The organism is Geobacillus sp. FSL K6-0789 (assembly GCF_038593135.1).
GTDB lineage: Bacteria > Bacillota > Bacilli > Bacillales > Anoxybacillaceae > Geobacillus > Geobacillus stearothermophilus.
In genome coordinates, this window is sequence record NZ_CP151966.1 from 475,441 (window position 1) to 492,947 (window position 17,507).

Annotated in this window: 20 protein-coding genes, 4 pseudogenes and 1 riboswitch; of the genes and pseudogenes, 8 read left to right on the forward strand and 16 right to left on the reverse strand. The window is 53.0% G+C overall.

From position 1 onward, the window contains the following. Positions 1-102: 102 nt before the first annotated feature. The 4 genes and pseudogenes from NSQ51_RS02365 to NSQ51_RS02380 form a co-directional block, all read right to left on the reverse strand. Positions 103-279 (reverse strand): annotated as a pseudogene (locus NSQ51_RS02365) (transposase); the annotation flags it as partial. Positions 280-351: 72 nt separating this feature from the next. Next, positions 352-753 (reverse strand): annotated as a pseudogene (locus tag NSQ51_RS02370) (lactate utilisation protein LutB domain-containing protein); the annotation flags it as partial. Further along, positions 748-1,209: pseudogene (locus NSQ51_RS02375) on the reverse strand (rod shape-determining protein); the annotation flags it as partial. The pseudogenes NSQ51_RS02375 and NSQ51_RS02370, both read right to left, overlap by 6 nt. 329 nt (positions 1,210-1,538) lie before the next feature. Further along, positions 1,539-1,991 carry a C40 family peptidase gene (locus NSQ51_RS02380; RefSeq protein ID WP_033013931.1) on the reverse strand — a complete coding sequence of 151 codons (453 nt, stop codon included), beginning with the start codon at positions 1,989-1,991 and terminating at the stop codon, positions 1,539-1,541. Between the two features lie 414 nt (positions 1,992-2,405). Here NSQ51_RS02380 and NSQ51_RS02385 point away from each other — a divergent pair. From NSQ51_RS02385 to NSQ51_RS02400, 4 genes and pseudogenes are all read left to right on the forward strand, one after another. Continuing rightward, a pseudogene (locus NSQ51_RS02385) lies at positions 2,406-2,636 on the forward strand (EAL domain-containing protein); the annotation flags it as partial. Between the two features lies 1 nt (position 2,637). After that, the gene (locus NSQ51_RS02390) at positions 2,638-3,009 is read left to right on the forward strand and encodes a DnaJ family domain-containing protein (RefSeq protein WP_033013933.1); all 372 of its coding nucleotides are present in this window, start codon (positions 2,638-2,640) and stop codon (positions 3,007-3,009) included. A 203-nt stretch (positions 3,010-3,212) separates the two neighbouring features. Further along, the gene (locus NSQ51_RS02395; RefSeq protein ID WP_033013934.1) at positions 3,213-3,782 is read left to right on the forward strand and encodes a hypothetical protein; all 570 of its coding nucleotides are present in this window, start codon (positions 3,213-3,215) and stop codon (positions 3,780-3,782) included. Between the two features lie 150 nt (positions 3,783-3,932). Next, on the forward strand, positions 3,933-4,574 hold the full coding sequence (locus NSQ51_RS02400; RefSeq protein ID WP_033013936.1) for an NAD(P)-dependent oxidoreductase: 642 nt from the start codon (positions 3,933-3,935) through the stop codon (positions 4,572-4,574). Positions 4,575-4,734: 160 nt separating this feature from the next. On the opposite strand, the gene bshB2 is transcribed toward NSQ51_RS02400, so the two are convergent. Further along, positions 4,735-5,388 (reverse strand): bacillithiol biosynthesis deacetylase BshB2, encoded by a 654-nt coding sequence (bshB2, locus tag NSQ51_RS02405; protein WP_033013937.1) that lies wholly within the window; start codon positions 5,386-5,388, stop codon positions 4,735-4,737. Between the two features lie 13 nt (positions 5,389-5,401). Next, on the reverse strand, positions 5,402-5,749 hold the full coding sequence (locus NSQ51_RS02410; protein WP_025949074.1) for a YojF family protein: 348 nt from the start codon (positions 5,747-5,749) through the stop codon (positions 5,402-5,404). 173 nt (positions 5,750-5,922) lie between these two features. Here NSQ51_RS02410 and NSQ51_RS02415 point away from each other — a divergent pair, with 173 nt between their 5' ends. Continuing rightward, positions 5,923-6,708 (forward strand): arginase family protein, encoded by a 786-nt coding sequence (locus tag NSQ51_RS02415; RefSeq protein WP_033013938.1) that lies wholly within the window; start codon positions 5,923-5,925, stop codon positions 6,706-6,708. Positions 6,709-6,791: 83 nt separating this feature from the next. Here the strand turns inward: NSQ51_RS02415 and NSQ51_RS02420 are convergent, their stop codons facing one another. From NSQ51_RS02420 to NSQ51_RS02455, 8 genes are all read right to left on the reverse strand, one after another. Next, the gene (locus NSQ51_RS02420; protein WP_033013948.1) at positions 6,792-7,076 is read right to left on the reverse strand and encodes an acylphosphatase; all 285 of its coding nucleotides are present in this window, start codon (positions 7,074-7,076) and stop codon (positions 6,792-6,794) included. Positions 7,077-7,146: 70 nt separating this feature from the next. After that, positions 7,147-7,893 carry a sirohydrochlorin chelatase gene (locus NSQ51_RS02425; protein ID WP_033009575.1) on the reverse strand — a complete coding sequence of 249 codons (747 nt, stop codon included), beginning with the start codon at positions 7,891-7,893 and terminating at the stop codon, positions 7,147-7,149. A 10-nt stretch (positions 7,894-7,903) separates the two neighbouring features. Continuing rightward, positions 7,904-8,680, reverse strand: a complete 777-nt coding sequence (gene cobA, locus NSQ51_RS02430) for a uroporphyrinogen-III C-methyltransferase (RefSeq protein ID WP_049624345.1) — start codon at positions 8,678-8,680, stop codon at positions 7,904-7,906. A gap of 152 nt (positions 8,681-8,832) precedes the next feature. Further along, positions 8,833-9,444, reverse strand: coding sequence for an adenylyl-sulfate kinase (cysC, locus tag NSQ51_RS02435; protein WP_049624336.1), 612 nt, complete (start codon positions 9,442-9,444; stop codon positions 8,833-8,835). 12 nt (positions 9,445-9,456) lie between these two features. Beyond that, positions 9,457-10,617, reverse strand: coding sequence for a sulfate adenylyltransferase (gene sat / locus NSQ51_RS02440; RefSeq protein ID WP_049624337.1), 1,161 nt, complete (start codon positions 10,615-10,617; stop codon positions 9,457-9,459). Positions 10,618-10,648: 31 nt separating this feature from the next. Then, positions 10,649-11,722, reverse strand: a complete 1,074-nt coding sequence (locus tag NSQ51_RS02445; protein WP_049624338.1) for an inorganic phosphate transporter — start codon at positions 11,720-11,722, stop codon at positions 10,649-10,651. A gap of 15 nt (positions 11,723-11,737) precedes the next feature. Further along, positions 11,738-12,445, reverse strand: a complete 708-nt coding sequence (locus NSQ51_RS02450; protein WP_049624339.1) for a phosphoadenylyl-sulfate reductase — start codon at positions 12,443-12,445, stop codon at positions 11,738-11,740. A 122-nt stretch (positions 12,446-12,567) separates the two neighbouring features. Beyond that, positions 12,568-12,674: riboswitch (SAM riboswitch) on the reverse strand. A gap of 127 nt (positions 12,675-12,801) precedes the next feature. After that, complete coding sequence (locus NSQ51_RS02455) at positions 12,802-13,026, reverse strand: DUF1128 domain-containing protein (RefSeq protein WP_049624340.1); 225 nt, start codon at positions 13,024-13,026, stop codon at positions 12,802-12,804. 203 nt (positions 13,027-13,229) lie between these two features. On the opposite strand from NSQ51_RS02455, the gene NSQ51_RS02460 reads away from it, so the two are divergent. Both NSQ51_RS02460 and NSQ51_RS02465 read left to right on the forward strand, forming a co-directional pair. After that, complete coding sequence (locus NSQ51_RS02460) at positions 13,230-13,718, forward strand: low molecular weight protein-tyrosine-phosphatase (RefSeq protein WP_033009583.1); 489 nt, start codon at positions 13,230-13,232, stop codon at positions 13,716-13,718. Between the two features lie 27 nt (positions 13,719-13,745). After that, entirely contained in the window at positions 13,746-14,579 is an 834-nt protein-coding gene (locus NSQ51_RS02465) for a YihY/virulence factor BrkB family protein (RefSeq protein ID WP_049624341.1), read from the forward strand. 229 nt (positions 14,580-14,808) lie between these two features. Here the strand turns inward: NSQ51_RS02465 and NSQ51_RS02470 are convergent, their stop codons facing one another. Continuing rightward, positions 14,809-14,955, reverse strand: coding sequence for a BH0509 family protein (locus NSQ51_RS02470; protein WP_049624342.1), 147 nt, complete (start codon positions 14,953-14,955; stop codon positions 14,809-14,811). A gap of 93 nt (positions 14,956-15,048) precedes the next feature. Next, entirely contained in the window at positions 15,049-16,182 is a 1,134-nt protein-coding gene (locus NSQ51_RS02475) for an MFS transporter (protein ID WP_049624346.1), read from the reverse strand. A 151-nt stretch (positions 16,183-16,333) separates the two neighbouring features. Here NSQ51_RS02475 and cax point away from each other — a divergent pair, with 151 nt between their 5' ends. Further along, a complete protein-coding gene (gene cax, locus NSQ51_RS02480; RefSeq protein WP_033013951.1) occupies positions 16,334-17,386 on the forward strand; it encodes a calcium/proton exchanger in 1,053 nt (350 codons plus the stop codon). Positions 17,387-17,507 lie beyond the last annotated feature (121 nt).

The window sequence follows — 17,507 nt, forward strand, 5'->3', positions numbered from 1 at the left end:
AGAGAGCACCTCCTGGGTTTGTTTGTGTTGCTACTCACATTCTACAGGAAAGGTGCTCTTTTTTCTATACCCTTTGGATTTTATTGGATAATCAACACGCCTGGCTTTATACAGCTGCTGAAACCCCTCTTTCGACTGGAAGATCGGGAACGACTTGCGAAGCACGCGCCCCCGGTCATCCACGAAGCAGGCGTAGTGGGTTCGTTTCGCGATATCGATGCCCACGACAAGCGTTTGTTCCGTAACTTGATCAATTTTATAGTTTTGTGTACAATTCATCTGAAGTCCTCCTTGGCATGATGGTAGGTATTGTTTGACACCCCTGCATCATACCAAGAGGGCTTTTTTTGATCAAGTCCCCGGAAAAGCTCCTAACGGGAATGCTCCTTTTTGGCGATTGCGAAACCAATCGCGGAACCGCTCTTTGCTTGGCGCCGGAAATTCGCGGCTTTCCGTCCACGCTTTGAGCGGGCCGGGGCCTTTTGTGATGCGCCCGTCTTCGACAAACGGGGCGAAGGCGCTTGGTGCCAACTTCGTGCCGAACCGGTACAATGACGGTGAGGCGGTCCCGAGACGAAACGCCTTCATCGCCAATTTTTCTGCGACCGGCGCTTTTCCTTCCCGCTCGACGATGATTTGGCGATGTTTGATGAGCAGCTCGTGAAGCGGGATTTTCACCGGGCACGCTTCCGTACAGGCGGCGCAAAGGGAGGACGCGTACGGAAGCTCCTAGTAGTCGTCGTAACCGCCCAAATGGACGACGACATTCGCGACCGGCTCGCCGACCGGCAAATCCGCGCCAATGGCGGCTGCGACGGGTTCCTAAATAAAATGAATATGCTTTGCTCCGCAATGTTTGGCGATTTCGTAAAAAGAGCGGCGCTCGACGGAGGTGGCGTGGAATGGGACGCTCATGACGATGTCTGGTTTTTTGAAAGCGAGGCCGAACTGTTTGAAGACTTGCTGCAACAGCGCCTTGGCGCGGTCAAAATCAGCGATCACGCCGTTTCGCAATGGATACGTCACTTCAACATGGGGAGAAGTCTTGCCGATCATTTGTTTTGCCTTTTGGCCGATTGCCATGAGTTTGTCCGCCTGGCGGTTATAGGCGACCGTTGCTGGTTCGTCAAACAGAAGCCCTTTCGTCTGGCTGAACAGCCTGACATTCATCGTCCCTAAATCAACGCCCAGCTGTGAGGAAGCGAACAACGGAAACACCTGCCTTTGTCAAAAATCGATGAACGGACAACTAGTCATCATCTATACCATTCGACAAGAGCCGCGGCTTTATGTCCATATTGTCGAAACGGGAGGGGGCAGCCGTTGCGGCTGGGGATCATAAAAAATTTTTTTGTTTTCATGTATAAAAGACGAAAAGGGAGGAAATAAATAATAGCGTAACGTTTCCAGGTATTCCCCCGATCCCCTATGAATATATATTAGGCCCTCCGGTTTCGGAGGGCCGCTTTTTTGGCATAATAAAAACCCCCTGCCTATTAAGCGCGCTTAATATGGCAGAGAGCTTTTGCAATGAACCGCTACAGACGCTTGGCTCCGACATATCTTGTTTTCCAATAGCTGCTGTTTAAGCTGTCGATTTTGACACCGCGGGAAACGGCATGAATAACTTGATTGTTCCCAATATAGATGGCAACGTGGGAGACGCCTTTTGTCTGTTTCGAAGTGTCAAAAAACACCAAATCCCCTGGCTGCAATTTCGATTTATGTACGTATTTTCCTTTTTTATACATTTCTTTGGACGCGCGCGGCAACGTGACGCCGACTTTTTTATGGGTATAGTAAACAAATCCGGAGCAGTCAAATCCTTTTGGCGTTGTGCCGCCATACCGATACGGAGTGCCGACCAGTTTTTTGGCCTCGGCGATCAGCCTCGTCTTGTTGGCGGCTGCGTCAGAACTGGAGGTGCTTACAAAGAAGCAGGAAAAAAGAACGATGAATGCTACAGAAACAAGAGTGAGCCATTTTTTCATTTTCCCGAACCCCCGACAAAATCATTTTCCATTCGACGTTGTTTGATTACAGTATAACAGAGGAAAACAGTCTTGTTTTTTACAGTTGAATTAAATAATGTTGCAGTGTGATTACAAATATATATAAGTTGCAATAAAGATTTTCCGATTGTTCGATTCTGTTTTCCTTCATAACAAGTCATTTTGATAGAATGCAGCGGGCGCTCTACTGGATGTAAAACAAAGTTCCAACTTATATATTTCGTGGCAGTGCCAGCGACTGACTACAATCGGAACGGCCGCATCGACGGCGAAAAGGAACAAGCGGTTCCACCTGGGACAGTTTACCGCCGCCATTTTCCAGAGATCGAAGAGGCGTTCCACGGCCGGTTTGCGATGGAACAGCATCCGACAACGGATGAATGGGGAAGGAGCATTCAAGGAAAAAAAGATGTCATCTTGCCGGCGATCATCCGCCTCGGGCATAATATAGGTGTCAAAGTGTTGGCCGAAGGGGTCGAAACGGAGACCGAAGCGGCCTATTTGCAAGGAAAACGGTGCGATGAGGCGCAAGGCTACTACTTTTCCCCACCGCTTCCGTATGATGAGTTTGTTCGCTTTTTGAAAGAGCAGCATGCGAGGCGGCGGGCGCAGGAGTTGACGTGAAATGGACGGATTTTGGCGCATCGCCGAGGAGAAAATTCGCGAGGCGATGAAAAACGGCGAGTTTGACAACTTGCCCGGCTTCGGCAAACCGCTTGAGATTGAAGACCTTTCCCGCATTCCAGAGGAGCTGCGGCTCGGGTATTTGTTGCTGAAAAACGCCGGCTATGTGAGGGAAGAAGCGGAGTTGCGCAAAGAGCTTTTGACGCTCGAGGACTTGCTTCGTTGCTGCGAGGATGACGAGAAAAAGCAGGAACTTACGAAAAAATGGACGGAAAAACAGCTTCGTTTTTCCGAACTGATGAAAAAACGGCAACCGGCAAACTCGAAGGCGTTGCGCGACTATGGGCGGCGTATTGAAGAGAAATTTCGCTAAACGTTTTTTTTCAACATGAAGGGGAGGACCTCGTTTTTGTAGGTCTTCCCATTTTTTATGCAAGGATATCCAAAAAACGGGGAAAATAGGGGAGGAGTAAATGGTTGGAAAGGAGGCGGCGCGAAGAAGAGCAAAAGCGGATGATGAATCCCAGCTGTCTAGTCGTGGGTGAATGGTAAGTGAAAGGAAAAGGAGTGAACATCGTGAGAAACGTATGGATTGCCTTTTTTGCTTCACTCATGCTGGCGATGCCGTCATGGGTGGCTGCCGGCAGCTATAAAGGAGAGGCAGCCGATGTGCATCTGCCGGTCGGCCATATGTGGGAGCACGACAGATTGGATGAGCAAAAGTGGATGGAGATGGTTCAAACGTATACGCCTGAACAGGCAGATGAATGGAAAAAAGTGCTCGACGAGCGGAACGCGTTGCGTCAGCAGTTGAACGATGAGAACGTGAAACAGGCCATTAAAGAAAAGTGCAAAAAGATGAAAAAAGAGCGTGAAGCGGCGTTTGACCGGCTCATCGATCAGCTGGCCAATAAAAAAATCACCAAAGAACAGTTTAAACAAGAGCTGAAACAGTTGCATAAAATGAAACGGTGGATGACGAAAGAAGAAAAACAACAGCTTCATCAGCTTCATGAACAAACGAGGCAAGCGATGGAGAACAATGATCAGGAGGCCATGAAAAAACTGCTCCCGCAATGGCTTGAGCATATGAAAAAGAAAAATGAACGGTTGGCGAAATGGCTTCAAGAAGTGAAACAAGGATGATATAATGAAGAAAAAGGCCGTGTTCGATGCACGGCTTCTTTTTTTACTTTTTGTTGTCAGCCAAGGCAGGCGGTCGGGGAAGATTGCGCCTGTTTGTGCGCAGAAACCGACTCAGTCTGCCTGATGGATGCCGGAATGGGGGGTTGCGCCGTGGGGTATCCGATTGTTCTTCATGTGCGCGGCCGCCGCGCGGTCGTCGTTGGCGGCGGGAAGGTGGCGGCGCGGAAAGTTTACGGTTTGCTTGAAGCAGAAGCGGACGTTGTGGTAATCGCCCCGGAGGCGGTGCCGGACATTGAAGCGCTCGCGGCCAAAGGAGAGATCGTTTGGCGTAAGAAAACGTTCGCTGAAGACGACTTGGCAGGAGCGTTTCTTGTCATTGCGGCGACAAACGACCGGAATGTGAACGAAGCGGTGGCGCAAGCAGCAGCGCCCGGCCAACTCGTAAATGTCGTGGATGACCCGAAACGGTGTGATTTTCATGTTCCCGCTGTCATCCGCCGCGGTCCACTCACCATTGCCGTGTCGACCGGGGGGGCAAGTCCGGCGCTTGCCCGCCGCATCCGCCGCGAGCTTGAGGAGAAGTATGGTGAAGAGTATGAGCCGTATCTTCAATTTTTGCAGAAGGCCCGCGATATCATTTTGCGTGAGGTGGCGGACGATGCCGCACGAAAGCGGCTGTTTCGGGCGCTCGCTGCTGAGTCTTTCCGGCAGCGGGGCCGATGGGATGAAGAGTTGGCCCAGCTATTGGTGAACGAAAAAGAACGAAACGGGGAAAGAGGGAAAGAGCCATGAACATTCCGATGTATATTGTCGATGCGTTCACTGACCGGCCGCTTTTTAGTTGTACAACGGAAGTTGATAGCTGGTTCAGCGGCTCGGCGGGGTTTCGGTGAACGCGGAAACAAGGTGTCCTCATCGGGATGGACACCTTGTTCAAGGCGGGTTAGGCAGGTCAATCATCCCAACGGTACGTCCAAAACCGCTCTGTTTTGAGCCAGGCAAGCGCATCGCCGCGCTTGGAGGCTGCCTGCATCAGCCCTTCGGTTTGCGAACGGTGGGCGCGGATGGCGGCCAGCTTCGTCTCGATCACCGTGCTGACATCGCGGATGACGTCTGGCTGGCCAAGATCTTGTTCACAGTTTTTCGCAAACGCCACACAATGGACGGTCGGCCGTTCTTCTTTCGGCCAGCGCGTCAAGGCGCTGATGACTGCAGCGCCGCATGCATCGTGGTCAGGGTGAACGCTGTAGCCGGGGTAAAACGTGATGACGAGCGACGGGTTTGTTTCTGCCACGATGGCGGCAATCCGGTCAGCGAGTTCGTTTTCATCCTCAAATTCGACCGTTTTGTCGCGATACCCGAGCAGGCGCAAATCGCGAATGCCGAGAACGCGGCACGCTTCTTCCAGCTCCTGCTTGCGGATGAGCGGAAGCGTTTCACGGTTGGCAAACGGGGGCACGCCCATGTTTCGCCCCATTTCCCCAAGGGTCAGGCAGGCGTACGTCACCGGTGTGCCGCTTTGCACATGCTGGGCGATGGTGCCCGAAACGCCAAACGCCTCATCATCCGGGTGGGGAAACACAACAAGTACGTGTCGTTCCTTCATCGAAAGCCCCTCCTTATGCGAACGGCGTGTCGCTCAGCTCAAGAGCGACAGCCAGTTTCCCTTCGTAATCGTGTCCGGCCAACAACAATTGTCCTTCGTTCGTCCATTCCCAATGGGTCAGCCCTTCGGCGTACACCCAGCCGATTTGAAGCTTCAGCCCGACGCGGTACGGCCCCGGGCCGGTGATTTTGCCGCGGGTGAAGCGGATGCGAGCGTTGCGGATGTAAGCGCCGGCGGAAAAGAATCGTTCGTTATGATGAGAGGCGTACGCCCCGTTCGTCGTTTCCAAATGGATGTATACGTCGCGATTGGCGAAGCGATCCAACGCCTCTTGAACAGCGGCGGCGTCAATCGGCTGCACGCGGGGTCCCTCCTTTAGCTGTTTTCTATTATTGTACATGACCAAGGCATAGGAACGGAAATATTTCGTCTTTCATTGTATTTCATTGTATAATGAAGAACGGACACAGCTTGGACTCATCCGCACCTGAGAGGCGTTGAACAACGATTCAGCGAAAGGAAGGGTGAGGAGAAATGGGGTTTCAAGGCAATGGTGTCACGATGCTCAATTTTGACGGCACTTACCGGCCGCAAAAGCGATTGTTCCGCTTTCCGCACGAATGGATCGATCTGTCGGATGTGCCGGAGACGAATTTGTATTGCAGCGGGGAGGCTCTCGCCGAAATCGAACGGCGGCTGCGCCGTCGGCGGATGCGCGGAGCGGTTTTAATCGGGAACGGCAACTTCCATTATGTAAGCTATTTGCTCATAAAGGAGATGAAAGAGCCGTTTACGCTCGTCTTGTTTGACCATCATACCGATGCCGAAGGGGGGAGCGACCGCCTCATTTCATGCGGCTCGTGGGTCGCTTACGCACTCGGACATCCGCAGCTGCAAAAAGTCATCATTGTTGGTCCGTCATGTTCTCCAAGCCATCTTCGTTTATCTCCAAAGATTACAGTTCTTCCTTTCGATGATCACGATGAATGGCCGACGGCGCTTTTGGACGCTATTCCGACCGGGAGCGTCTATATCAGCATTGATAAAGATGCGCTGCGCCGCGAAGACTCCGTGACGAACTGGGATCAGGGGATGATGCCGCTTTCCCGGCTGCTCGCTTGTTTGCGCCTTCTGCTATTCTATAAAAAAGTGCTCGGCGTGGACATATGCGGGGAGTACCCGCAAGCGGCTGTCGATGTATTCCATCCGTTTTGCCGTGAAGCGCAGCAAAAAAATGAGCGTGCGAATACGGCCATTTTGGAGACGTGTTTTCAATATGCGGCGCCGCATTGCGGCCGGCTTAAGCAGGACGGATGGTGATCCCGCTTTTTCATTGGTGGAAAGAGCGCTTGACGGCAGACGGACAACGTCTGCGCTGGGAATAGATCCAAGCGGTGCAACAGTCAAATGCCGCTTCCGTACACAATGCGGAACTTAGTTTCGTCAGGGCGGACGGGGCGCGGCTCAACGTGCATGCGGGAAACTTTGGCAAACATCGTGCCGGCTTCAATCGTATCCAAAAACAGTTGGAGCGCGCTTTCATGCCCTTGGACTTCCATCTCCACCGTCCCGTCATCGTTGTTTTTCACCCAGCCGGTCAGCTGGCGTTTGAGCGCTTCGTGTTGGACGAAATAGCGAAACCCGACGCCTTGCACGCGCCCTTCGACCATGACATGAACCCGTTTCATCATGATTGAAGCCCTCCTTCGCTGCGGTCGCTTCGCTTCCATCATACCATGAAAAAAGGAGCTTGTCTGCTCAAGCTCCTTTTTTCGCTGCCGACAGCGCCTGCACCTGTTGTTGAATGAGCGTTACAAGCCGCGGATGATACCCTAAGTATGAGCATAAATGCCACTGTTGATCGGAAACAGGCATCGCTTGCAGCTTCCGTTCGACTGTTTTCATTAAAACGCCGGTAAACAGCAAATACGGCACGATAAAGACGCGCCGGTATATGGATGCCTGCGCCCGCTTGAACCCTTCGTCAAGCGTCGGGCGGATGGCGGCGAGAAAACAAACGTCAACGTGCGGCACGCTCGTTTTTTCTTGCAAGCGCCGGGCGATAGCGGCGATGTCGCGCTTCGTATCCGGGTCGCTGCTGCCGCGGCCAATCAGCAGAACCATTGATTCATGGTCAAGCGGCGCCGGCTGCTCGCCGATGCGGTCGATGATGATGTCAATCATTGCATCGTGGACGCCAAACGGCGCTCCGCAGACGATCTCCAAAGACGGATGGCGCTGTTTCGCTGCTTTAAGCGCAGCCGGAATGTCCTGTTTGGCATGTCCGGCGGATAGAAGCAGCAACGGGATGACGATCACACGGGTTGCCCCTTGGGCGGCGCAACGGTCAACGCCGGTCGCAATATCCGGCTCAGCCAGCTCAACGAAGCACAGTTCTTGAATCGGGATGTCGATGGCCGCCTTGCATTGTTCAACGAAGCGGGCTGCTTCTCGGCGCGCAGCCGGAACCCGGCTGCCGTGGCTGACGTACAAAATGGCTTCCATCGCCATTGCCTCACGAGGTGGCGCCAGCGGCTGCCGATGATGACAACAACCGCTCAAACCATTGAATGTTGGCGCGCAGCCGGACGACATCCCCGATGATGACCATGCTTGGATTTTCGATGCGTTCTTTGGCGGCAATAGCGGCGATTGTCGACAGCGTGCCGGTGACCGTGCGCTGGATGGGGGTCGTTCCCCACTGAATGATCGCCGTCGGCGTATCCGGCGCCTTGCCGTATTTAATCAGCTGACCGCAAATGTATGGCAAATTGTGGACGCCCATGTAAATGGCGATCGTATCAATGCCTTTGGTGAGGCTTTCCCACTTAATGTCTTCGCGGGTTCCGTCGCGGCGATGCCCCGTGACAAAGGCGACGCTGGAGCTGAACTCGCGATGGGTGACAGGAATACCGGCGTAAGCGGCCGCCGCGATGGCCGATGTGACGCCAGGGACGATCTCAAACTCGATCCCGTGCTGAACGAGCGCTTCCGCCTCTTCACCGCCGCGCCCGAACACAAACGGATCGCCGCCTTTTAAACGGACAACTGTTTTTCCTTTTTTTGCATGCAGAACGAGTGAACGGTTGATCGTTTCCTGCTGCATAGCATGGTAGCCGGGCAGCTTGCCGCAAAAAATGAGTTCAGCGTCTGGCTTGGCATATGCCAGCAAGTCCTCATTAATGAGGCGGTCGTACAAAATGACGTCGGCTTGTTGAATGCATTTCAACCCTTTGACGGTAATGAGTTCCGGATCGCCGGGGCCGGCCCCGACCAAATATACTTTCCCCATCGTTGTTTCAGCCCTTTCTGTCGTGATCCCGTCAGCTGCCGGCAGCAGCGCAAACGTTCCGTTGATGTTCATTGTAAACGCCTGGCCGTGGCATGAAAACGACTTTGTAAAATCGTCTCCCACTCTTTTTTCGAGTGGGAAACACGGTATCGTTAATGGGTTTCCAATGCGGGGATGAATCCGCGCTCCCGCAAATACGCGAGCACTTGCTCGACACATTCGTCCACCGAATAACGATGCGTTTCGATGGTCAGCTCCGGCGCTTCCGGCGCTTCATACGGCGAATCGATGCCGGTGAATTCGCGGATTTCCCCGCGGCGCGCTTTTTGATACAGCCCCTTTGGATCGCGCTTCTCGCACTCCTCAATCGGGCAGTTGACATATATCTCAATGAATTCGTCTTCCTCGACTAAGCGGCGAACGAGCGCCCGGTCTTCGGCAAACGGCGAAATGAATGCCGTTAACACGAACTGGCCGCTGTCGACAAACAGTTTGGCGACTTCGCCGATGCGGCGGATGTTTTCTGTCCGATCGGCGGCGGAAAAGCCGAGGTCTTTATTGAGCCCGTGGCGGATATTGTCACCATCGAGAACGTAATTTTGAATGCCAAGCTCAAACAGCCGTCTGGAGACGGCGTTCGCCACCGTCGATTTGCCGGATCCGGACAGGCCGGTGAACCAAAGGACGGCGCTATGATGGCCGTTGCGTTGGCGGCGATCTTCTTTTGTCACCGATGTATGATGCCAAACGATATTCGTGCTCATCTCGCTCCTCCTTTAGCGTGTCGACGGGGTGACCGTTTCGCGTTCTTGCAGCCCTTTGATCAAAACGGCGGCCACTTCCGGACGGCTGAATGTGCTCGGCGGCACTTGGCCGTTACGCAACATTTCACGGACTTTCGTGCCAGAAAGGACAACGTGATATTGCGCGTCGTGCGGGCATGTTTTCGTCGATGCCATGCCTTCGCATTTCGTGCAATAAAAGCTGTGTTCGAAAAAGAGCGGTGTAATGCCAAGCTCTTCGGCTGTAAAGTTCGAGAAGATTTTTTGCGCATCATACGTGCCGTAATAGTTGCCGACGCCCGCATGGTCGCGGCCGACGATGAAGTGCGTGCAGCCGAAGTTTTTCCGCACCATGGCATGGAAAATCGCTTCGCGCGGACCGGCATAGCGCATCGCAGCTTGGAAGACGCCCAAGAAAACGCGGTCTTTCGGATAATAGTTTTCCAGCAGCACTTGATAGCTTTCCATCCGGATGTCGGCCGGAATATCGTCCGCTTTCGTTTCGCCGACGAGCGGGTTTAAAAACAAGCCGTCCACGATTTCAAGCGCGCATTTTTGAATGTATTCATGGGCGCGGTGAACCGGGTTGCGTGTTTGGAAGCCGACGACGGTATTCCAGCCGAGTTCGGCAAATCGTTTCCGCGTTTCGGCCGGATCGAAATAAAACGGAGCAAACTGGCCTTTGTCGGTCCGTTTGACGAGCGTAACCGCTCCGCCGACGTACACATCTGGTTTTTCAAACAGCTTGCGCACGCCCGGGTGAGCGAGTTCATCGGTTTTATAGACGAGCTTGGCTTCTTTCGTTTTATCCGGGCGGTAAATATCGGTGATTTCAATGACGCCGTAGACGTCGCCGCCATAAACGAGTTTCGCTTTGTCGCCGACAGTGAGTTCACTCGCTTTTTCTTCCGTCACCGCCAGCGTGATTGGAATGCTCCAGACAGTGCCATCAGCGAGGCGCATCGTTTCTACGACCGCATCGTAATCGGCTTTCGTTAAAAACCCGGTGAGCGGGCTGTAGGCGCCTGTGCCGATCAGCTCAAGGTCGCTTAGTTCGGCTTTGGACAGCTCGATCGTTTTCGTTGCTTCATCGATTGGGTAATCCGGATTCCAACGGTTGATCAATGTGCCGCCATGCGGAATGCTCAAACTCATGTTCATAACCTCCTAGATTGATAGATGTTCATTAAATGCCGCCGCCATGTTCATGAAGCGAACGCTCTTCTTCGGCGACTGTTTTTTTTAAGCTGATGACGCCAAGCGTCGCCAGGCAGACGCTGAAGATGGCAATCACCGTGTAAACATCGCTGTCAAGCAACAGTTTCACAAGGCTGTACGAAATGACAAGGGAAAATATTGGCGAAACAAACCACACTTTCAACAGTTGCACGACAATCCGCTTTTGCCAAATCGACATCCCGCTTTTCGCCGTGCCGATGCCGATGATCGCCGATGTCGTAATCTGCGTAAGCGGAACAGGCAAACCAAACAGCGACGAAATGATGACGAGCACGGCTCCCGTGCCGGAAATGGCGATTCCTTCAAACGGGGAGAAGTTTGTAATTTTCTTTCCGTTTGTTTCTAACACGCGATGCCCAAGCAACAGGGCGCCGGCAGCGACAAACAAGCCGCCGAAGATAGTTGCCGGCCCGACCGCCATCAGCCCGGCGCCGACGAGCGGCCCGACGGCATTGGCCACATTGTTCATGCCGGCGGAAAACGCCTCGAGAAAGCCCGTGACAACGAGCAAGGCCATGAATGTTTTTTGCCAGCGCCCTTGTTCAAGCTGCGGATATTTTCGCTTGAGCGTCAAAAACCATTTGCCGACAGCCAGCGTAAACGAAAAGGCGACGATCGGGATCACGATCCATACCGACACGATAAACAGCAGCTTATGAAAGTACAACGCCTGATAGGCGATGCCAACACCGACGACTGATCCAACGGTGATCTCGCTCGTCGAGAGCGGAATGCCCATGATGTTCGCCGCAAAAAGTGAAATGGCCGCCGCCGTTAAAATGATGACGACGATTTTGACGGTGAGGATCGAAGACGGAATAATGCCCGACCCGATCGTTTTCACTACTTCTCCGCCGCCAAGGCTGCCGAGAAACACGCCGATGCCGCAAAGAAGGAGGGCCATCGACTTTTTCGGAATGGCGCCCGACCCGTACGCGACGCCCATCGAGGCGGCCGCGCCGCTCGCCCCGATGTTCATGGCGAAGAAAAAGGACACAATAAAGGCAATGGCAAGGAGCATATAGTTGTTCTCCCCTTATGTGAGATGGAGCCCGCACTCCGTTTTCCCCTGGCCGGCCCAGCGCCCGGAGCGCAAATCGTTCGGATCCGATGCCGGCGCTGTGCAAGGGGCGCAGCCGATGCTCGGGTAGCCCCGGTCATGGAGCACGTTGTACGGAAGACCTTGTTTATATACGTAATTCCAAACGTCTTTCCACGTCCAATGAATGAGCGGGCACACTTTAATGGAGCGGAATTTGTCGTCTTTATTGATGTACTCGACATGGCGCCGCGTCGGCGACTGTTCGCGGCGCAAGCCGGAAATCCAGGCGGTGACGCCGGTCAAGACTTCCCGCAGCGGAATGACTTTGCGCAACTCACAGCATTTGTTCGGATCGCGTTTCCATAGTTCATCGCCGAACTGTGCAGCCTGCTCCTCCAGCGTCAAGTGCGGCTGTTTCATCACGATGCGGAGCGACGGGTATTTTTCCTGTACGTTCGCGATCGTGTCGTACGTCTCTTGGAAATGCATCCCTGTATCCAAAAAGACGATTTCCGCATCCGGCTTGACTTGGAAAATCAAATCAATGAGCACAATCCCTTCAATGCCGAAACTGCACGCATAGACAATGTCATCGCCGTATTCGCGGTACGCCCAAGCAAGGACAGCCAACGCCCCTTTCGTTTCATCATCGGACGGAAAAGACGGTTTTTCGGCCGTTTCCCATTGGTCATATGTGAGCATCGTTTCCCCCTCCTTAAAAAACAAAGAAAATCAACATAATTAGTCGGATATTCATCCGGCAACGGGCAGCCTGGCGATAAAAACGCCCCTTCCATTTCGGAAAGAGCGGAAGAACGAGGGACGCCTTATCTTCCAAAATGGATCCCATTTTGCTGGAATTAGCACCTTGCCAAACGCGGCAGGTTGCCGGAGTTCATCGGGCCAGTCCCTCCCCCGCTCTTGATAAGCGTATGTAATTTATATTGATTAAATTTTAACACAATTGGCGCTAATGTCAATCCTAGTTTTTCGATAGGAATTTTTTTATATACATAGGCAGCTTCGCGATGCTTCCATCCGGTGACGGAAGGAGAGGATTACCGCTTGCGCAGGCTTCCGAGCTCCTCAACAATGGCCTGTATTTCGCTTGAACTGAACGTTTCACGCTTCATGACCATGTCGTAAATGTCTTTCAGTTCGTCATACCATGCCTCGGAAAAATGGGCCGGCTTAATCGCATCAAAATTGAGCACTTTTAATTTTTTCTTCAGTTGTTCAACGATATATTCGACGTTTTCTGCGGACGGTTTCGATAAATCCATGGTTTCGCTCCTTTCGTGGCAGGTTATCATGTATTGTACCACACCGGCGGTGAAAAAGGGGAGAGGCAATATAGTCCGCGCCAGCGTTAGGTGGTAAAATATAGGTGCATGTGCACGAGCTGCTAGAAAGCAGCTATCAAGCGCTTGGATGAAAAGGGAAAACTAATGCCAAGAAAACGGGATGGAAAGGAGTGGCTGCTTCGATGGTCAAAGTGTTGTTTGTTTGCCTCGGCAACATTTGCCGTTCGCCGATGGCGGAAGCGGTATTCCGTCATTTGGTGAACGAACGGGGGCTTGACGGACAGATTGTCGTTGATTCAGCGGGAACGGGCAGCTGGCATGTCGGGGAGCCGCCGCATGAGGGGACAAGGCGGATTTTGAGTGAAAACGACATTGACTATTCCGGCATCCGCGCCCGGCAAGTCGGGCGCCGCGACTTGGAGGAATTTGATTACATCATCGCCATGGACGCCGCCAATTTGAGCGATTTGCGCCGGCTCGCCGGGCCGAATTCGCCGGCGGTGATCGCCCGGCTGCTTGATTTTGTCCCGGATCGGGAAAAAGACGATGTGCCGGATCCGTATTATACCGGGAATTTTGCCGAAGTGTACCGCTTGATTCGCTCCGGCTGCGAGCATTTGCTTGACGCGATCGTCCGCGATCATCGGCTGGCCCCTAGGGAAAGAAAATGATGAAAAAACGGAAAAGGAGGGCGACCCGTGTTGGTGGATATGACGTTCATCCGCGAGTTGGCCCGGCGCTTTACGGAGGATGAAGTTCCGCGGCTGTCGGCGGAATTGGCGTATTACTTTCTGTTGTCGTTGTTCCCGTTTTTATTGTTTTTAATGACGCTGCTGGCTTACTTGCCGATCCCGCACGAAGATGTGCTTATGCTTGTGCGGCAGTATGCGCCGAAAGAAGCGCTTCATCTGATCGAGACGAATGTCCACCGTCTGATGGATGAGCAAAACGGAAAGCTGCTGTCGTTAAGCATTATCGGCGCCATTTGGTCGGCATCGAACGGCATGAGCGCCATTATGCGGGCGTTAAACCGCGCATATGACGTACAAGAGGACCGTCCGTTTTGGGTTGTGCGGGGCCTGTCGATTGTGCTGACGATCGGGATGATCGCGGTCATTATCGTTATGCTTGTATTGCCGGTATTCGGGCGGATGATCGGTTTGTTTTTGTTTTCCACCCTCGGGTTGTCGCAGCCGTTTTTGACGATATGGAACACATTTCGCTGGGTGACGAGCGTGATCATCTTGTTTGTTGTTTTTACCGCCCTTTATTATTTTGCCCCGAACAAACAGCTGCGTTGCGTCAATGTCGTGCGCGGCGCTTTGTTCGCCACCGCCGGCTGGATTGCGATATCATGGGCGTTTGCCTATTATGTCAACCATTTTGCTGACTATACAGCCATGTACGGAAGTCTCGGCGGGATGATTGTGCTGATGATTTGGTTTTATTTATCGGGCATGATTCTCGTGTTAGGAGGGGAAATGAACGCCATTTTCGATTGTGAACGTGAAGGAAGAAAGCGGCTCCGTTGATGTGCATAAATGCTCCGCAAACCGGATAACGTAACGATGCGGGGGATTTTGATACAGGGGGGATTGCGATGACGAAGCACACGAAAAAAGACGGGGGTACGAAGCAAAAAGGGAAAAACAGGCCGAAACATAAAACGAGCGGCAGCGCCAACGGCCAAAACGGCTATCATTAGAAAAGGTGTCCCAATGCGGGACACCTTTTTCGCTGGGGCGGTCAGCGAACGGCGCTTTACTCCACAATTTCTTCATGATGGTAGTAATACCGCTCGTAAATGTACTCGATCTCGGCGTCAGTTATGCAGGCGAGCTCTTCCCGCGACAACCCCCGCACTTTTTCGATAAACTCGATCATGTTTTTCCGTTCTGCTCTGCTCATCATCGCCACTCCTTTTTCTGTTTTAAAACAGTAACTTGTTATCTTGTTTTTATTATATAACAGCAAAAATAAAATGGTCAATTAAAAAAGCGGTCAAGCCGCTTTTTCCTGTTCCTTCCGTCCGGCAAGGCAGACGGCGGGGATGAGAAGAACAGCGGTGACCGTCAGAAAAAAGGCGTTCGTTGCCGCATCGACGGCGCTTCCGGCAAGGGGCGGGCCCACCATGCTGCCGAGGCTGTACAGCATTCCGCACAACAAGTTGCCGGTCGGGAGGAGCGCTTTCGGCAACAAGTCGGTCATATAGGCAATGCCAAGGGAAAAAAGGGAGCCAGTAAACATGCCGGCGGCAAACAGACAGGCAGCGAGCCCGACAGTGGACGCACCGACCGTGAGCACGGCCAAAAAACAGCTGGCGCCGGCCAGCAAGGCAAAACGAATTACCGCCCGCCGCCCGAACCGGTCGCTGAGCGCCCCGAGCGGGAGCTGAAAGACGATGCCGCCTAACGAGAAAAACGGCAAAATGAAGGCGATCTGTTCGGCGCTCATCTGCTTGCGCAAGGCATACAGCGGGAACACGGAATGAAGGGACGCTTCCAAAAAGCCGTAGGCAAGCGGCAGCAAGAGCGCTGGCCATGCATGTTTCCATGCACCGACCCACCGGCCGGCGGCTGAGGAAGAGCGTTCAAACGGCTTCGGTTTTTCTTTTGGTAGCCAAAAGACGGCCACCCATCCGCTGAAACTGAGGAGAGCGGCCAAATAAAACGGCCACGCCTCATTGATCGAGGCGAGCGAAGCGAGAAGCGGGCCGGCTGTAAAACCAAGGCCGAATGCCAAACCATACAGTGACAGACGCCGCCCGCGCTTAGCCGGCAGCGAAAAGTCGGTGATCCATGTCTGCGTCGCGAAATGAAGCATATGGTCGCCGACGCCGATCAAAAAACGGAGAGCCAGCCAAATAAAAAATGAAGAAAAAAGTGGAAAAAGAGTAAGCGAACATATTACAATAGAACCACCAAGGAGAATGATGGGTCGATACCCATACTTCACCAACGGACGCTCCAGAAACGGTGAAATGGCCAGCACGCCGATATATAGAGCAGCAGCATGCACCCCGTTGACGGACGAAGGGACGCCTTGTTCATCAAGCAACATGGCTAACAGCGGAAGCAACATTCCTTGGGATAAGCCAGAGATGGCCACGACCGCAGTTAAAATGGCAAAACGCATCGTCATATCCTCACTTCTTTAAATTGGCCAGTCCGCGAACAAACAGAATCCGTCTTTTCACGGCGGAACGGCTGGCCCGTATTCCATCGTACATACAAGCAACGATCAATGCAACGAAAAAATGTTGATGGGAAAGGTGGAAGAAACACAAATGAACAGGTTGTTTGCCTGGATGGCATGGATCGGCGTGCCGGTGTCAGTAATCGGCGGCTTTCTTCACTGGCCGACCGTCTTGATGTTTGGGCTGTATTGTTTGACGATCATTGCGCTCGCCAGCTATATGGGGCGGGCGACAGAGAGTTTGGCCATCGTCGCCGGACCGCGCATCGGCGGGCTGTTAAACGCCACCTTTGGCAATGCGGTCGAGTTGATCATCTCGATTTTTGCCTTGCAAGCCGGACTCGTGGATGTCGTGCTCGCCTCCTTGACCGGCTCGGTGCTGGGAAATTTGCTGTTGGTTGCCGGGTTATCGTTTTTTGTCGGCGGTTTGAAATATAAACGGCAAGAATTCAATATTTATGACGCCCGCCATAACGCCGGGCTGCTGACGTTTGCCATTTTCGTCGCGTTTGTCATTCCGGAAGTGTTTACAATGCAAATGGACGGCGGCGAACGGCTTGCGTTGAGCGTCGGCATTTCGATTATTATGATTTTGCTTTACATCGCTGCCCTTTACTTCCGGCTTGTCACCCACCGCGGCGTATACCAGCATAAATCGGACGAAGCGGAAGAACATGAGGAGCCGGAATGGGGAAAAGGAAAAGCGACCGCCATTTTGGCACTGGCTACGCTCGCGGTTGCCTACTTGTCAGAGCGGCTCGTCCATACGTTCGAAACCGTGGCGGAGTCGTTTGGCTGGAGCGAGCTGTTTATCGGGATCATCATCGTCGCCATCGTCGGCAATGCGGCGGAGCATGCTTCGGCTGTCATGATGGCATACAAAAATAAAATGAACGTCGCCGTCGAGATCGCCGTCGGCTCGACCTTGCAAATCGCCATGTTCGTCGCGCCGGTGCTTGTGCTCGTTTCGCTTTTGTTTCCGGAAAAAATGCCGCTTGTCTTTTCACTTCCCGAACTCGTCGCGATGGCCGCTTCGGTGCTCTTGATGATCGTATTGTCCAACGATGGCGATACGAACTGGTTTGAAGGGGCGACGCTGCTGGCGGCCTATATCATTATGGGCATTGGTTTTTATTTGCTTTGACGGATTCACCCGGGCGGTTGGCGCTCGGGTTTTTTGGACAGAGGAACGGCGCCGGGACGGAAGAAATTTTCACTGTCACGGATAAACGGTGCGTTTTGACGGAAAATAACAGTGAATATGA

What these genes read in the sequence shown, in the direction of transcription:
- NSQ51_RS02380 (WP_033013931.1), bottom strand. Translation starts at nt 1,991, where the DNA reads ATGAAAAAATGGCTCACTCTTGTTTCTGTAGCATTCATCGTTCTTTTT.
- NSQ51_RS02390 (WP_033013933.1), top strand. Translation starts at nt 2,638, where the DNA reads ATGGACGGATTTTGGCGCATCGCCGAGGAGAAAATTCGCGAGGCGATG.
- bshB2 (WP_033013937.1), bottom strand. Translation starts at nt 5,388, where the DNA reads ATGAAGGAACGACACGTACTTGTTGTGTTTCCCCACCCGGATGATGAG.
- NSQ51_RS02415 (WP_033013938.1), top strand. Translation starts at nt 5,923, where the DNA reads ATGGGGTTTCAAGGCAATGGTGTCACGATGCTCAATTTTGACGGCACT.
- NSQ51_RS02420 (WP_033013948.1), bottom strand. Translation starts at nt 7,076, where the DNA reads ATGAAACGGGTTCATGTCATGGTCGAAGGGCGCGTGCAAGGCGTCGGG.
- NSQ51_RS02425 (WP_033009575.1), bottom strand. Translation starts at nt 7,893, where the DNA reads ATGGAAGCCATTTTGTACGTCAGCCACGGCAGCCGGGTTCCGGCTGCG.
- cobA (WP_049624345.1), bottom strand. Translation starts at nt 8,680, where the DNA reads ATGGGGAAAGTATATTTGGTCGGGGCCGGCCCCGGCGATCCGGAACTC.
- cysC (WP_049624336.1), bottom strand. Translation starts at nt 9,444, where the DNA reads ATGAGCACGAATATCGTTTGGCATCATACATCGGTGACAAAAGAAGAT.
- sat (WP_049624337.1), bottom strand. Translation starts at nt 10,617, where the DNA reads ATGAGTTTGAGCATTCCGCATGGCGGCACATTGATCAACCGTTGGAAT.
- NSQ51_RS02445 (WP_049624338.1), bottom strand. Translation starts at nt 11,722, where the DNA reads ATGCTCCTTGCCATTGCCTTTATTGTGTCCTTTTTCTTCGCCATGAAC.
- NSQ51_RS02450 (WP_049624339.1), bottom strand. Translation starts at nt 12,445, where the DNA reads ATGCTCACATATGACCAATGGGAAACGGCCGAAAAACCGTCTTTTCCG.
- NSQ51_RS02455 (WP_049624340.1), bottom strand. Translation starts at nt 13,026, where the DNA reads ATGGATTTATCGAAACCGTCCGCAGAAAACGTCGAATATATCGTTGAA.
- NSQ51_RS02460 (WP_033009583.1), top strand. Translation starts at nt 13,230, where the DNA reads ATGGTCAAAGTGTTGTTTGTTTGCCTCGGCAACATTTGCCGTTCGCCG.
- NSQ51_RS02470 (WP_049624342.1), bottom strand. Translation starts at nt 14,955, where the DNA reads ATGAGCAGAGCAGAACGGAAAAACATGATCGAGTTTATCGAAAAAGTG.
- NSQ51_RS02475 (WP_049624346.1), bottom strand. Translation starts at nt 16,182, where the DNA reads ATGCGTTTTGCCATTTTAACTGCGGTCGTGGCCATCTCTGGCTTATCC.
- cax (WP_033013951.1), top strand. Translation starts at nt 16,334, where the DNA reads ATGAACAGGTTGTTTGCCTGGATGGCATGGATCGGCGTGCCGGTGTCA.